The organism is Streptomyces sp. A012304 (assembly GCF_026008495.1).
In the GTDB taxonomy this organism is placed as follows: domain Bacteria; phylum Actinomycetota; class Actinomycetes; order Streptomycetales; family Streptomycetaceae; genus Streptomyces.
This window is the reverse complement of record NZ_BQUN01000040.1, coordinates 1-14,038: the sequence shown is the minus strand read 5'-3', so window position 1 is coordinate 14,038 and position 14,038 is coordinate 1. Positions and strand designations below refer to the sequence as shown.

Sequence of the window (14,038 nt, the reverse complement as noted above, 5' to 3'; positions counted from 1 at the left end):
GTGGAGCGTAGGCGCTCCTTCATCTGCGGCGGATGGCTCCCGGCGAGAGCCGGCAGCGTTCATGATGTACCGGTGGCCAACCGCATCAGCACAGCGATCTCCGTTGTCGGTGTCCTTACCAGCGTGATGCTGCTGGTCGGCGTTGTTCGGGAGTACCGGGCCGGGGCATCGGCCCTCTGGGTGGGGCTCGGGGCTGTGATCCTTCTGGCTGCCGTCGTCGCGCTCGTGCGCGACCTTCGCCGCTCGCGCGGTCCGAAGGCAGCTACACCCGAGGCATGACGACGCAGGCCGCTGGTCACTCCGCGTGGTACAGGGCGAACGTGGTGAGGACCGCGGCGTGGTCCGACGGCCAGTCGTTGCCGGCGACGTCAGGCCAGGCCCGCGGGGTGCCGCTGACGACGGTGCGGGAGTCGAGGGCTTTCAGGCCGTGTCCGTTGTGGAGGACGTAGTCGATGCGGTCCTGGGGTTCGGGGCGGCCGCTGCCGTCCTCGTGTTCGGGGTGGACGGGGGACCATGTGTGGCCGGGGTCGGCGGCCGGGTCGGGGTGGGCCTCGCGGTAGGAGTCACGCAGGCCGGCTTTCTCGGCGGCTTTCGTCACCGGCCATTCGACGTCCGGCCAGTCCAGGTGGGAAGGAGCGTTGAAGTCCCCGGTGAGAATCACGGCACGGTCCGCGCCGGCGGACTGCGCGATCCTGCGCAGGGTGTCCCGCATCTGTGCGAGCCGGACCTCCTCGTGGGCGATCAGTTCGGCCGCAGGGAGGCCGTCGAAGGCGGCCTCGTAGGGCCCGTACGGCGTGTAGTGCAGGTGAGCGGTCCAGACGTCCACCTCAAACGCCTCGTCGATGCGGATGCGGGCGCCGGCCGCGCCGTAGAAGCCGACGTCGGGGTCGCCGAGGCAGCCGGTGATGGGATGGCGGCTGATGATGCCGAGGTTCTGGCCCGCTGTGTGGTGGTGCCAGCCGAGGGCCTCGGCGAGTTCCCGGGCCGCGGTGCCGCCTGTTTCCTGCAGGCCCACGACATCGGCGTCGGTGTCCAGGATGACCTTGAGCTGCTTGGCCCGGTGGTCGTCCACCTTCGTCCCGCCGAGCCAGAGGTTCCAGCTCAGCACGCGCAGCTCGCGGGGCAGCATCGCGCACAGCCGCTCCGGGGTGACCCCTTCGAGGCTGTCCAGCACCGTCCGCCCCGGCGCCGTGGCGATCGGCGCCAGGGACGGCACCGCGAGCACCGGGCAGCCGGCGGCCTCGGCGGAGGTGACGCCGGTCTGGGTGTCTTCGACGGCCACGCAGCGGGCGGGGTCGGCGGCGAGGGCGCGGCAGGCGGCGAGGTAGGGGTCGGGGGCGGGCTTTGTGTGCTCGGTGTCGTCAGCGGTGACGGTGACGGCGAAGCGGCTCGGGCCGAGCACGTCGAGGACGGTGTCGGCGACCGCCCTGGGGGACGCGGTCACCAGGGCGGTGGGCACGCGCTCGCGGGCCAGGGCGTCGAGCAGGTCGAGCGCGCCGGGGCGCGGCACGATGCCGGTGCGGACGCGGTCCGCGAACTCCCGGTGGAGCGTATCGGCGAGGTCCGCGGCCGGCGCACCGGTGACCGCGGACAGCCACGCGGCGGTGTGCTCTACCGGCCGGCCGAGCACCTTCGGCTGGTCCGCCTCGGTGAGCGCCCGCCCGGCGACCTCTTCCACCGCCTCCCACCACAGCCGCTCGGTGTCGACGAGCGTGCCGTCCATGTCGAACAGGACGGCTTGGAGCGGGAGTCGAGTCACGGTTGTCTCTTTCACGTGGGGGAGGGCTGTCGTATCGCGGGTGGGGGTAGTGGAGTCAGCGCCCGCGTGCGGCCACCAGCACCGGCCGCTGAGGCAGCGACACTCGTACGGCGGACCCGGCGCCGAGCGCGGCGGCCTCGTGGGTGGGCAGGTCGGCCTTGACCTCGCCGCCGTCCGCGAGCCGTACGGTGAGGCGGGTGGCCGCGCCGAGGAACGCAGCGGCGACCACACGGGCGTCACCGCGCTCGTCCGCCGCCACACAGACCGCTTCCGGCCGCACCAGCACGTCCACCTCCGCCGTCGCGGGTGCCTCCCCGCCGACTGGGAGCCGCTGGCCGAGGACCTGGACCGACATGCCGTGGATGCGCCCGGGGATCCGGCTCATCGTGCCGACGAACTCGGCGACGAAGGCGGTGGCCGGGCGGCCGTACAACTCGGCTGGGGCAGCGCACTGTTCGAGTTTCCCGGCGCGCATGACCGCGACCCGGTCGGCCATGGACAGGGCCTCTTCCTGGTCGTGTGTGACGAACAGGGTGGTGATGCCGAGTTCCTGCTGGAGGCGGCGGATCTCCTCGCGCAGGGTCAGGCGCACCTTGGCGTCGAGCGCCGACAGCGGTTCGTCGAGCAGCAGCACGCGCGGTCGCACGGCGAGCGCGCGGGCGAGGGCGACGCGCTGCTGCTGCCCGCCGGAGAGCTGGTGCGGAAAGCGGTCGCCCTTGTCGCCGAGGCCCACCAGGTCGAGCAACTCGGCGGCGCAGTCCCGTCGTTCGGATGGCCGCACCTTGCGCATGCGCAGCCCGAAGGCCACGTTGTCGATGGCGTTGAGATGCGGGAAGAGGCTGTAGGACTGGAAGACCATCCCTGCGTCGCGGCGGTGGGCCGGGACGCGGGTGACGTCCTGGCCGTCGACCAGCACCTCACCGGCGTCGGGGTGTTCGAACCCGGCGAGCATGCGCAGGGCGGTGGTCTTGCCGCAGCCGGACGGGCCGAGCAGCGCGAGCAGTTCGCCCGGCCGTACGGTCAAGTTGAGTCCGTCGAGGGCGACGGTGGTACCGAACTCCCGGCGTAGGTCCCGGAATTCGACGGTGGCCGCCTGATGCGTGACGGCTGCCTTCTGGTGCGTTTGGGCAGTGGTGGCGGTCATGTTCATCCCCGGGAGGAAGCGGTTCGGGTACGCCCGCCGACGCCGGCGAGCGCGAGGAGCAGTGCCCAGGTGACGAACAGGCTGAGCACGGAGACGGCGACGGACAGCTGGGCCTGGGAGCCGCTGACGTTCACGATCCACACGGCGAACGGCTGGAAGCCGAGCAACTGGGCGACGGTGAACTCCCCGAGCACCAGCGCCAGGGTGAGGAAGGAGGCGTTCAGCAGTGCCCCGCGCAGATTCGGCAGCACGGCCTTGAGCAGCGCCTGCGCCCGGCTCGCCCCGCAGCTGCGGGCGGCCTCCACGAGGGTGCGTACGTCGATGGCGCGTAGCCCGGCGTCCAGCGCCCGGTACACGAAGGGCAGGGCCATCACGACGTAGGCGAGGACCAGTACGAACGGGAAGCTCGGGTTCTGGATCGCCACGAAGGTCTGGAACAGCGGGGTGCGCGAGAGGTGCTCGGGCCCCCACTTCAGGACGGTGCCGATGCCGGCGACGAACGCGATCGGCGGCACGACCAGGGGCAGGGAGCAGACCACCTCGACGACCGGCCGCAGCCGGGGCGCGCCGAGGCGGAGCGCGACCACGGCGGGCACCATCAGCAGCAGGACGAGGAGGATGGTGGCGACGGCGAGCTCCAGGGAGAGCAGCAGGCTGGAGGTGAAGCCGCCGGTGGAGAAGATCCGCGTGTAGGCGTCGAAGCTGATGCCCTGGCCCGGTACATCGATGGTGAAGACGACGGACGCGGCCAGCGGCACCAGGAAGTACAGGCCGGTGCAGGCCAGGACGCCCCAGCGCCACAAATTCAGGCGAGCCATCGCGCGCTCCTCCGTTGCAGGGGCAGGTACACCGCCATGACCAGGCCGGCGACGAGGACCATGTCGAGACTGAGGGCGAGCGCCACGTTCTCCTGGCCCACCAGCACGTTCCCGGACAGCGCGTCCGCGATCTGCAGGGTGACCAGCGGGACGGAACTGCCCACCATGGCGGCGGCGGTGGCGTACGCGGCGAAGGCGCTGCCGAACAGCAGGACGAACCCGCCGAGCAGCGAGGGCGCGAGGACCGGCAGGGCGACGTGCACCCAGTACTGGAGGGCGGTGGCACCGTTGTTGTGGGCGGCTTCCCGCCACTGGGAGCGCAAGCCCTCCAGGGCCGGGGTGATGGTGAGGACCATCAGCGGGATCAGGAAGTACAGGTAGACGATCACCAGACCCCAGAAGCTGTACAGGTCCCAGCCCGCCTCCGCCAGCCCCAGGTGCCGGGTCAGTACGCCCGCGTTGCCGAGCGTGGCGACGAAGGCGAAGGCCAGCGGGACACCGCCGAAGTTGGCAAGCACTCCGGAGGCGGTGAGCACCGCCTCGCGCAGCGCGCGGAACCGGGAGGTCACCACGGCCTGGGCGAGCGGCAGTCCGACGGTGGCGGCGATGGCGGCGGAGACGGCGGACAGCTTGACGCTGCCCAGCAATGCGGTCAGGTACGGCCCCCGCAGCGAGGCCGTCATGTTGGCCAGGCTGTAGGACGCGGCACCGGATGCCTGGTGCTTCACGGTGAACGCGCCGTTCAGCATGGCGAGGGCGGGCAGCCCGAAGGCGATCGCCGTGAAGACGAGCAGCGGAAGGACGGCGAGCAGGCCGGGGGCGCGGCCCCGCCGCTTCACTGAAGCGACGGGCACCGCACCGGCCCTCGGCAGGGTGGCGGTCATCCGGAGACGGCCTTCCCCCAGCCGGCGGCGAGGACCGTCTTGGCCTTGTTCTGCTGGGCCTCGGTCGGGAAGGTGGGCGTACCGGAGACCTTCGGCAGTTTGGCGGCGGCGGCCTTGTCGAGGGTGCCGGCCTTCTCCATGGCCGCCATCAGCGCCGGGCGTGCGTATCCCTTGAGCCACAGGTTCTGGCCCTCGGCGCTGTAGAGGTACTCCTCCCACAGGCGGGCCGCCGCCGGGTGCGGGGCGTCCTTGTTGATGGCCTGGGAGTAGTACTGGGCGAACTTGCCGTCGCTCGGGACCGTCACCTTCCAGTCCAGCCCCTTGGAGTTGAACTCGTCGGCGTACCCGGCGTTGAGGTAGTCCCAGTCGATGCTGATGGGCGTCTCGCCCTTCTCGACGGTGGCCGGGGTCGACTCGACGGGCGTGTAGTTGCCGTTCTTCTTCAGCTTGGCGAAGAAGTCCAGGCCCGGCTGGATGTCGTCGAAGGAGCCGCCGCTCGCGAGGGAGGCCGCGTACACGCCGGCGAACGCCGAACCGGACTTGGTGGGGTTGCCGTTGAGGGCGACCTGCCCCTTGTACTGCGGCTTGAGCAGGTCGGCGAAGGTGGTGGGGCACTGCTTGACCCGCTTGGCGTCGCAGCCGATGGAGATGTAGCCGCCGTAGTCGTTGTACCAACGGCCCTGCGCGTCCTTCTGACCCTCGGGGATGTCGGCGAAGCCCTGCACCTTGTACGGCGCGAGCAGCCCCTGCTGGGCCGCGCTCAATGCGAAGGAACTGCCGAGGTCCAGGACATCGGGCGCCCGGTCCTGGCCCTTGCGCGAAGTGACGGCGTTGATCTCGTCCTGGCTGGCGGCGTCCGGGTTCTCGACCTCGACCTTGATGCCGTACTTCTTCTGGAATCCGTCGATGAGGGCGCCGTAGTTGGCCCAGTCACGGGGCAGCGCGATGGCGTGCAGCGTGCCCTCCTTCTTCGCCGCGGCGACCAGCTTGTCCATCCCGCCGAAGCCGGCGGCGGAGGTGGCGGTCGCGGCGCTCTTGCCGTCGGCGGTGGTCGACGCGTTGTCGGGGGCGGCTCCGCAGGCACTCAGGGCGAGCGCGGCGACGACGGCGAGGGAGCCGCCAAGGACGGCAGTTCTCGGCAGGGACACGGACACGGCTGCTCCAGGGGGACGCGCGAGGGATCAGAAGGCGTGGGAGACTTGTCTGAACAAGTTGGCCCCAAGTAGGCCCGCCGTAGATGTCCTGTCCGTGAACTCCGGCACAAGCTTTCACCTAGATTTGCGTGCACTCCCACCCGGCACGGCCCCCCGCCGGATCTCGACTAGGCTGCTCACGCTGTGCACAGCGGCTGACTCAGAGGGGAAGCATGACGGCGCGACACGAGCAGATCGCCGACGAACTGCGGCGGGCGATCGACCGCGAGGAGTACACCGTCGGCAGCCGGCTGCCCTCCGAGACGGAGCTCGCGGCCCACTACGGCGTCTCGCGCGGCACCGTACGCCAGGCCGTCGCTGCCCTCACCGCCGAGGGCCTCATCGGCTCCCGTCAGGGGGCGCGCCGCGTGGTACTGGCCAGCCGCCGCAGCCAGAGCTTCGCCGAGTTGCGCAGCTTCGCCCAGTGGGCGCGCGCCATGGGCCGCGAGGCAACGGGGCGGGTGATCGCGCAGGAGTATCGGCCGGCGACGGCCGAGGACGCCGTACGTCTGCAAACCCGCGAGGGAACGCCGGTGTTGGGTGTCCTGCGCGTGCGGGGCCTGGACGGCGAACCGGTGCTGCTGGAACGCACGGTGTACGCGGACTGGATCTCCCCGGCCGTCGAGGCGATCGAGCCCGACTGCCCCTCCGTGACCCAGCGCCTCTACGACGACACAGGGCTGGTCTTCGCCTACGGCGAGCACGTCATCGACGCGGTCGCGGCCGGCGCCCAGGACGCCGAACTGCTCGGCATCCGCCGTACGAGCCCGTTGCTGAGGGTCCGCAGGATCACGACCACGCGCGAAGGGCGCCCGGTGGAGTGGTCGGACGACCGCTATCGCTCGGACGCTGTGAGCTTCAGCGTGCACAACTCGACCGGGAACAACGCGCTGGCGCGCAACACGGCGGAGTAGCGAAGGAGCACCTTCGGACCCGCAGGAATCGCCCTCACGGAGTCGGGGGTTACTTGATGTAGACCAGGCCGTCGGTGGTGATGGTGGGACGGCCGCTGGTGCCCACCACGACGATCTTGACGGTGTGCTTGGCGCTGCTGGACCAGGTCTTGGTCCAGATGGCCTGCCGGTACAGGGTGGTGGACGACTTCAGGTCGACGGTCGAGACCTTGACGCCGTCGACGTAGACGTACGCCTGGCCGGAGGTGGAGGCGCGGGAGACCACCCAGGCGGCGGAGCGGCCGGTGAAGGTCCACGTCAGGCTGGCGCCCTTGGAACCGCTCGAGTACGACTTCCCGCCCAGGTAGCGACCAGGTGGTGGCGGTGCCGGACTTGGCGGTCTTGGCGGAGCTGGTGGTGATCGGGCCGTACACCGGGACGGCGGTGGTGTTGACGGTGCCGGTACGCAGGTAGAGCTTCGGGGTGGTGGTGAAGGTCGGCGCGGTCGTCTCCGCCACGACGTTCAGCGCGGCGGTCGTCGAGGTCTTGCCGGACTGGTGCACGGCCCGCACGGCGACGCTGTGGCTGCCCAGGGCCAGGGCGGTGCCGGCGGAGGTGGCGACCGTCTTGCCGTCGACCAGCAGCTGGAATTTCTTGATGAGCGAGGACGGTGTGGTGGCCGACCAGCGCACGGTGATGGCGCCCTTGGTGTGGTACGTCGTGCCCGAAAGGCCCGCGCCGCTGAGCGAGGTGGCCTTCAGGCCCTGCACCGGGCCGGAGGCCCAGGTGCGGATGGTCGGCAGTTGGGCGTAGAGGGAGTTGCCGGGGCACTGGGTTCTCAACTGCGGGGTGCTGGTCCGGCAGCCGGAGACGCTGCGGCTGGGGCTGGGGCGACTTCGTCGCTGAGCGCCTTGTGGACCGCGGAGTCCCACTCCGCTTCCAGGTCGATACCAATGCCGGGGCGAGCCCGACTACGTGCCAACGGCCGCCGCCACCCAGACCGTGCGGATCGCGGAATGGGTGGCGGCGGCCGTGTCCATCAGACGGGTACCGGCGAGGGGATACCGTCAGCAGTTGCCGAGCTGGGTGGTCGCACCGTCGGTCTCCAGCGCAGCGCAGATGTCCCGGGTTCGGGGCAAGGTGAAGGTGAAGCTCTCCTGGCCACCGGCCTCAACGGTCTTCTGGACGCTCGCGAGCACGGTGCCGTCGCCCCCGGCGATCTGCACACCGACGGTCCGCTCCTGGTCGCAGATAACGCCGACGCTGACCGTGGTGATCACGTTGTTGCTGACCGTGTTGAGGCTGACGTCGCAGGGGAAGCTCTGCTGGGGAGCGGCCTGCGCGGGTGCGGCGGCGACGAGCGGTGCGGAAGCCAGCAGCACGGTGGCCGCCGAACGGAGCATGCGATGAGGCATTGGTTCTCCAGGTGTCAATCGGGCCGACCGCCCTAGGCGGACGGCCTCTCAATCGTGGCGCCCAAATGTTCCTTAAGCGCCTTTCGGGGAAGATGTGACCACGTTCGTACCAAGCCCTGCAACGTGGCGCGCGGCCCCGCTGATGGCCGGATCCGCCACTCGGGTGACCGACGTTCGTCACCTTCCGTGCCTGCCTGCGCGGGAGTTCCAAGGCCACCTGGACCTCGACACGCATTTTGTCGTGCATCTTTTCGAAGAGTTACGGGATCGCCGGCAAGGAAGGTGGGGCCGGAACCGCTGAGGCCGGGCGAAGTTCGTCGGGCGTGCCCGCGGGGCGGGACCTCGGGTACGACACCGTGCTTGTCCCTGACGGTCTCGATCTTCGTGCGGATCGCCAGGTCGGTGCGCTTCTTGACCCGCGGCGGCACCCGGGACTGAGGGGCGAACCTTGTCCGATGGCCTGCCGATCGATGCCGGCCCATCGGCCAGGTCGGCCTCGTGCGCCTGCGATCTTTCGGGTCGGCCCTCGAGATGCCCAGCACAGAATTCACCCATACGTGGTGACTACTGATCATACAGGGTGAAAAGTATCAAGGGGGCATTTCAGTGACGAATCGTCTGGTAATCCTATGATCAGCAGCTTCAGCGAACACGCCAGATGTCCCCCGAGGAAGGCTCTTGATGATGCGAAGGATGTTCACCGCCCGACGGCGGATCGCCGCGGCGATCGCCACGGCGGCAGCGGCTGCCGCCATCGGGTGCGGTATCGCCCTGCCCGCCAAAGCCAGCCCGGCCGCAGAAAGGATTCTGCACGAAGACTCCGTCGACTCCGTCCGCGACAGCTACATCGTCGTACTGAAGAACTCCGCCGGGTTCAAGGCGGAATCGCCGGAAGGCAGACGACTGGCGGCCAAGTACGGCGCCACGGTGGAGTGGACCTACGACGCCGCACTCAATGGCTACGCCGTCCGTGTCAGCGCCTCAGGGGCGAGGAGTTTGGCGGAGGACCCGGCCGTCGCGTTCGTCGAGCAGGACCGGAAGGTCCACCTCAACGCAACTCAGATCTTGCCACCATGGGGCCTGGACCGGATCGACCAGGCCCGACTTCCGCTCAGCCAGACGTACACCTATCCGGATTCGGCGGGCAGGTCCGCGACCGTGTACGTGATCGACACGGGAGTGCGCGTCACTCACACGGAGATCGCCGGGCGCGCCAGGTACGGCTACGACTTCGTCGACCGGGACGCCGTCGCCTCCGACGGCCACGGTCACGGAACCCACGTCGCCACCACGGTCGCCGGCCGTACGTACGGCGTGGCGAAACTCACCAATATCGTGGCGGTACGGGTGCTGGACAACAGCGGGGCCGGCACCCTCTCCACCGTCCTTGCGGGCGTCGACTGGGTCACTTCGCGCCGCGTCGGGCCCGCAGTCGCCAACATGTCGCTGGGCACCAGCGCCAGCACGGCGCTGGACACCGCGGTGAGGAACTCCATCGCCTCCGGTGTCACCTATGCGGTGGCCGCCGGCAACTCGAACGTGAACGCCGCCTACTTCTCGCCCGCCCGAGTGGGTTCTGCCCTCACCGTGGGGTCGAGCAACAGGGTTGACTTCAGATCAAGTTTCTCCAACTACGGTTCCCTGCTCGACATGTTCGCCCCCGGCTCGTCGATCACCGCCGGCTATCACACCAGCGACACGGCGACGGCCACGCTCTCCGGAACCTCGATGGCGGCCCCCCATGTCGCGGGAGCCGCGGCCATCTACCTCACCTCGCACCCCACCGCCGGTCCGGCGACCGTACACAGCGCTCTCGTCAACGGGGCCACGACCGGAGTCCTGAGCAACATCGGAACCGGTTCGCCCAACAGGCTCCTCAGACTCGTACCCTAGCCAGGTCCCGGACGTTCGGGCCGCCCCAGCGGCCCATCGGGTCCGGCGCGGGGCGTGCGTGCGAGCAGCGCGCCGCGCAGCCGTCGTGTCCGGTACGGCGCGTATCCCTCCATCGTCCGTGTGATCCTCCGTTTGGCCTACGACACCACGTCCTTGCGGGCGAAACCGCGGAAGGCCAGGGCGAACAGCACCACCGCGTACGTCACGGAGATCGCGGTGCCCTGGATCATGCCGGACCACTCCGGGGTGGGCTGAACGGCGTCGGCCCAGGCGAACTGCCAGTGCGCGGGCAGGAAGTCGCGCCAGTCGCCGAGGGCCGTGACGGCGTCGAGGACATTGCCGACGATGGTCAGGCCGACCGCACCGCCGACCGCGCCGAGCGGGGCGTCCGTCTTCGTCGACAGCCAGAACGCCAGCCCGGCGGTGACCAGTTGGGAGACGAAGATGTACGCCACGACCACGACGAGCCGTTGGGCGGCGGTGCCCGAGTCGAGCGCGCCGCCGGTGGGGAGCTGGAGCGGGCCCCAGCCGTAGGCGGCGGTGCCGACGGCGAGGGCGACGACCGGCAGCAGGACCATCGCGGCCAGGCTGAGGCCGAGTCCGACGACGAGCTTGGACCACAGCAGCCGGGCCCGGGGCACGGGCGCGGCGAGGAGGTAGCGCAGGGAGGACCAGCCTGCCTCCGAGGCCACCGTGTCCCCGCAGAACAGGGCGACCGGGATCACCAGCAGGAAGCCGGCCGAGACGAACAGGTTGACCGCGGCGAAGTTGGCGCCCGAGGCGGTCGCCGTGTCCATCAGAGTCACCCGGTCGTTGCGGCCGCCCGGCTCGCCGCCGATCGCGAAGGCGACGAGCAGGACGAACGGCAGGGCGGCGAGGATGCCGGCCATGACCAGGGTGCGGCGGCGCTTGAGCTGGCGGACCAGCTCGACGCGCAGCGGCAGGGTGCGGGACGGCCGGTAGCCGGAGGCGGTCTCGACGGGCTCACTGTGCGCGGTGTGCTCGGTGCGCGTGCTCATGCGGAGCCTCCGATCAGGGTGAGGAAGGCGTCTTCCAGACGGCGGTGGGGGCCCACCGCCTGGACGGGCACGTCGAGCCGGATCAGGTCCGCGATCAGGCGTTGGGCGGTGCCGTCGGTGTCCAGGCGGACCAGGAGGCCGTCCTCGGTGCGGATCGCCGAGGCGACGCCCGGCAGCGCGGCCACCTTCTCGGCGACCGGCTCCTCCACCGGTGTGGCGGTGCCGACGAGGAGGGTGTCACCGGAGCCGACGATCTCGCCGACCGGGCCCGCCTGCACCAGCCGGCCGCGGTCCATGACCACGAGGTGGGTGCAGGACTGCTCGACCTCCGCCAGCAGGTGGCTGGAGACGATCACCGTGCGGCCGCCGGCCGCGTACCGGATCATCACCTCGCGCATCTCGCGGATCTGGGGTGGGTCGAGGCCGTTGGTCGGCTCGTCGAGGATGAGCAGGTCCGGCAGGCCGAGCATGGCCTGGGCGATGGCGAGGCGCTGGCGCATGCCCTGCGAGTAGGTGCGCACCGCGCGGGCGAGGGCGTCGCCGAGGCCGGCGATCTCCAGCGCCTCGTCGAGGTGGGCGTCCTCGGGCGGGCGGCCGGTGGCCCGCCAGTACAGCTCCAGGTTGTCACGGCCGGAGAGGTGCGGCAGGAAGCCGGCGCCCTCGACGAAGGCGCCGACCCGGGAGAGGACGGGTGCGCCGGGGCGGATGGCGTGGCCGAAGACGCGGATCTCGCCGCCGTCGGGCCTGATGAGGCCCATCAGCATGCGGAGGGTCGTCGTCTTGCCCGCGCCGTTCGGGCCGAGGAGGCCCAGTACCTGACCCTTCTCCACGCGGAAGGAGAGTTCCTTGACGGCGTACCGGTCGGCGGACCTGGCGTACCGCTTGCTCAGGTCGGTGATCTGGAGCGGGACGTCGGCCAGTGCCGGGTCGGGGGCGGGCGTGGCGATGCGGCGGCGGGCCGTGGCCAGCAGGGCCAGGGCGATCAGCGCGCCGGTGAGGGGCAGCCACCACACCCAGGACGGCAGCGGCGCGGCCGCGGTGCTCACGCCGGGGGCGGTGGGCACCGTCAGGTCGCCCTTGAGGGAGACGGTGTACGTCGCCGGGGCGGCCGGGGAGGCGTAGCCGAGGTCGGTGGAGGCGAGGACCAGTCGCAGGCGGTGACCCTCGTCGACCTCGTGGTCGATCGCCGGGAGGGTGATCGTCACGTCCTTGCCGGCCTTGGCGCCCTCGACGCGGATCGGGGCGACGAGTTGGGAGGGCAGCACCTGCTGGGTGCCGTCCGGGCCGACGTCGTAGACCTTGCCGAAGAGGACGGCGTCGTCGCTCGTCGACTTCACGTGGACGGTGGCGGTCGGGGAGCCGGTGATCCGCAGGTCGTCGGTGACCGGCGCCGACTGGAACGCGGCGAACTGGCCGGGGAAGTCGAGGGAGACGCCGACGCCGAGGGAGGACAGCTGGGCGAGGCCGCCGGCGCCGCCGAGGCCGGGCAGGGCGGAGACGGCGGGCGGGGTGGCGCCTGGCGGGTTGGTGACGGTCTGTTCGCGGCCGGTCAGGGCGATCGAGCGGTCGCCGCTGTCCAGGCCCGGGTAGGTGTCGTCGCTCGCGCCGCGCAGTTGGGCGGCGCCGTCGGTGGAGTCGACGCCTCCGATGCGGGTGACCCGGAAGGCCGGCCCGGTGTCGGCCTTGTCGTCCTTGAGGTAGCGGTCGAACCAGGAGGTCACGCGGGCCTGCACACGGTCGGTCTCCATGTCGCCGCCGTCGTGGCCGCCCGCGATCCAGTCGACGTCGACGGGGGCGCCGTTGGCGCGGATCGCCTTCTCGGCCGCGTCGGACTGGGCGAGGGTGAAGAGGGAGTCGCTCTGGCCCTGCACGAGCAGGGTGGGCACCTTGATGCGGTCGGCGACGGCGGACGGCGAGCGCTCTTCCAGCAGCTCGCGGGCGGCGGCGTCGGGTGTGCCGGACGCGGCGACCCGCTCGTACATCGCGCACAGCGTGGGCTCGAACCTGGCGCAGCCGCCACCGGTGTTGAAGAAGATGCCGGTCCACAGCTTCTTGAAGACGCCGTCGGGGAAGAGGGCGTCCGCGAGGTTCCAGTACGTGATCGCCGGGGCGATGGCGTCGACCCGGTCGTCGTAGCCCGCGCCGAGCAGGGAGATGGCGCCGCCGTAGGAGGCGCCGGCCATGCCCACGCGCGGGTCGCCCGCCTTGTCCAGCTGGACCTGGGGCTGCTTCGCCAGCCAGTCGATGAGCTGCGAGACGTCGGCGACCTCGCCCTTCGGGTCGTTGATTCCGATCTTCCCGGTCGACCTGCCGAAGCCGCGCGCCGACCAGGTCAGCACCGCGTATCCGTCGCGGGCCAGGTCCTCGGCCTGTTGCCGGACGTCGATCTTGGAGCCGCCGAAGCCGTGGGCCAGGAGGACGGCGGGGCGGCGGCCGTCCGAGCCGGAGGTGAAGTACGAGGTGTCCAGGCGCACCCCGTCCACGGCCACGACCCGGTCGGCGCGGCGCACCGGGGCCGGGTCGTCGGAGGCGACGGCCGTCCATGTCCCCGCGCCGGCGAGCACGGCGACGGCGGCCACGGCGGCCATGATCCGTCGCGGCCGCCGCAGTCCGGGCAGTCGAAGATCCATGCGTCAACGGTACGGGGTCAACCTGTCGTGAAGATGTCGACCGGAGACCGAGCTGCCCGACCTCCCCGGGGCGTACGGGGCCGTGGTCGTGTACCGCGGACGCGGTACGTCAGGCTCGCGCGTCCTCCGGGATCGACACCAGCCGGCGGGTGACATGCTGCTGGTGGACGGCGCCTGCTACAGGGTCTGAAGCACGCCGACTCAAGGAGGCCGGCGCTCGGTGGACAGGGCGGCGCCCCGCTCTTCCCCAAGGGTGAGCGCGCCGTCAGGGGGTGCGGAACTGCTGCCGCTTGACCATGTACGAGTGCGCTTTCGTGAGCATGGGTGAGCTTCGGTGTCGGCGGCCGGGGCGTGCGATGGACTTCTGGTCGAGGGGAACGGGAGTTTGTC

11 protein-coding genes and 1 pseudogene are annotated in these 14,038 nt (G+C 70.8%); 3 read left to right on the top strand and 9 right to left on the bottom strand.

The window, feature by feature from the left end:
* Positions 1 to 72 precede the first annotated feature (72 nt).
* Positions 73 to 279 carry a hypothetical protein gene (locus ALMP_RS10010; RefSeq protein WP_264925990.1) on the top strand — a complete coding sequence of 69 codons (207 nt, stop codon included), beginning with the start codon at positions 73 to 75 and terminating at the stop codon, positions 277 to 279.
* A 16-nt stretch (positions 280 to 295) separates the two neighbouring features.
* Here the strand turns inward: ALMP_RS10010 and ALMP_RS10005 are convergent, their stop codons facing one another.
* Genes ALMP_RS10005 through ALMP_RS09985 form a run of 5 tightly spaced genes read right to left on the bottom strand, consistent with a single transcriptional unit; the run spans position 296 to position 5,759 of the window.
* Positions 296 to 1,759 carry an HAD-IA family hydrolase gene (locus tag ALMP_RS10005; RefSeq protein WP_264925988.1) on the bottom strand — a complete coding sequence of 488 codons (1,464 nt, stop codon included), beginning with the start codon at positions 1,757 to 1,759 and terminating at the stop codon, positions 296 to 298.
* A gap of 55 nt (positions 1,760 to 1,814) precedes the next feature.
* Positions 1,815 to 2,903, bottom strand: a complete 1,089-nt coding sequence (locus ALMP_RS10000; RefSeq protein WP_264925985.1) for an ABC transporter ATP-binding protein — start codon at positions 2,901 to 2,903, stop codon at positions 1,815 to 1,817.
* Positions 2,904 to 2,905: 2 nt separating this feature from the next.
* Positions 2,906 to 3,721: an ABC transporter permease gene (locus tag ALMP_RS09995; protein WP_264925982.1), complete on the bottom strand. Its 816-nt coding sequence runs from the start codon at positions 3,719 to 3,721 to the stop codon at positions 2,906 to 2,908.
* Positions 3,709 to 4,605 carry an ABC transporter permease subunit gene (locus ALMP_RS09990; RefSeq protein ID WP_264925980.1) on the bottom strand — a complete coding sequence of 299 codons (897 nt, stop codon included), beginning with the start codon at positions 4,603 to 4,605 and terminating at the stop codon, positions 3,709 to 3,711. The genes ALMP_RS09995 and ALMP_RS09990 overlap by 13 nt, the downstream gene beginning before the upstream one ends.
* On the bottom strand, positions 4,602 to 5,759 hold the full coding sequence (locus ALMP_RS09985; RefSeq protein ID WP_264925978.1) for an ABC transporter substrate-binding protein: 1,158 nt from the start codon (positions 5,757 to 5,759) through the stop codon (positions 4,602 to 4,604). Before ALMP_RS09985 ends, ALMP_RS09990 begins: the two co-directional genes overlap by 4 nt.
* A 212-nt stretch (positions 5,760 to 5,971) precedes the next feature.
* On the opposite strand from ALMP_RS09985, the gene ALMP_RS09980 reads away from it, so the two are divergent.
* On the top strand, positions 5,972 to 6,712 hold the full coding sequence (locus tag ALMP_RS09980; RefSeq protein ID WP_264925976.1) for a GntR family transcriptional regulator: 741 nt from the start codon (positions 5,972 to 5,974) through the stop codon (positions 6,710 to 6,712).
* Positions 6,713 to 6,761: 49 nt separating this feature from the next.
* On the opposite strand, the pseudogene ALMP_RS09975 reads toward ALMP_RS09980, so the two are convergent.
* Together ALMP_RS09975 and ALMP_RS09970 are read right to left on the bottom strand one after the other, a co-directional pair.
* Positions 6,762 to 7,527, bottom strand: a pseudogene (locus tag ALMP_RS09975) (N-acetylmuramoyl-L-alanine amidase); the annotation flags it as partial.
* A gap of 231 nt (positions 7,528 to 7,758) precedes the next feature.
* Positions 7,759 to 8,094 carry a hypothetical protein gene (locus tag ALMP_RS09970; protein ID WP_264925973.1) on the bottom strand — a complete coding sequence of 112 codons (336 nt, stop codon included), beginning with the start codon at positions 8,092 to 8,094 and terminating at the stop codon, positions 7,759 to 7,761.
* Between the two features lie 705 nt (positions 8,095 to 8,799).
* Between ALMP_RS09970 and ALMP_RS09965 the strand changes: the two genes are divergently transcribed.
* Entirely contained in the window at positions 8,800 to 9,999 is a 1,200-nt protein-coding gene (locus ALMP_RS09965) for a S8 family peptidase (RefSeq protein WP_264925971.1), read from the top strand.
* 137 nt (positions 10,000 to 10,136) lie between these two features.
* Here the strand turns inward: ALMP_RS09965 and ALMP_RS09960 are convergent, their stop codons facing one another.
* Positions 10,137 to 11,018: an ABC transporter permease gene (locus ALMP_RS09960; RefSeq protein WP_264925969.1), complete on the bottom strand. Its 882-nt coding sequence runs from the start codon at positions 11,016 to 11,018 to the stop codon at positions 10,137 to 10,139.
* On the bottom strand, positions 11,015 to 13,648 hold the full coding sequence (locus ALMP_RS09955; RefSeq protein WP_264925967.1) for a CocE/NonD family hydrolase: 2,634 nt from the start codon (positions 13,646 to 13,648) through the stop codon (positions 11,015 to 11,017). Before ALMP_RS09955 ends, ALMP_RS09960 begins: the two co-directional genes overlap by 4 nt.
* Positions 13,649 to 14,038: the final 390 nt, after the last annotated feature.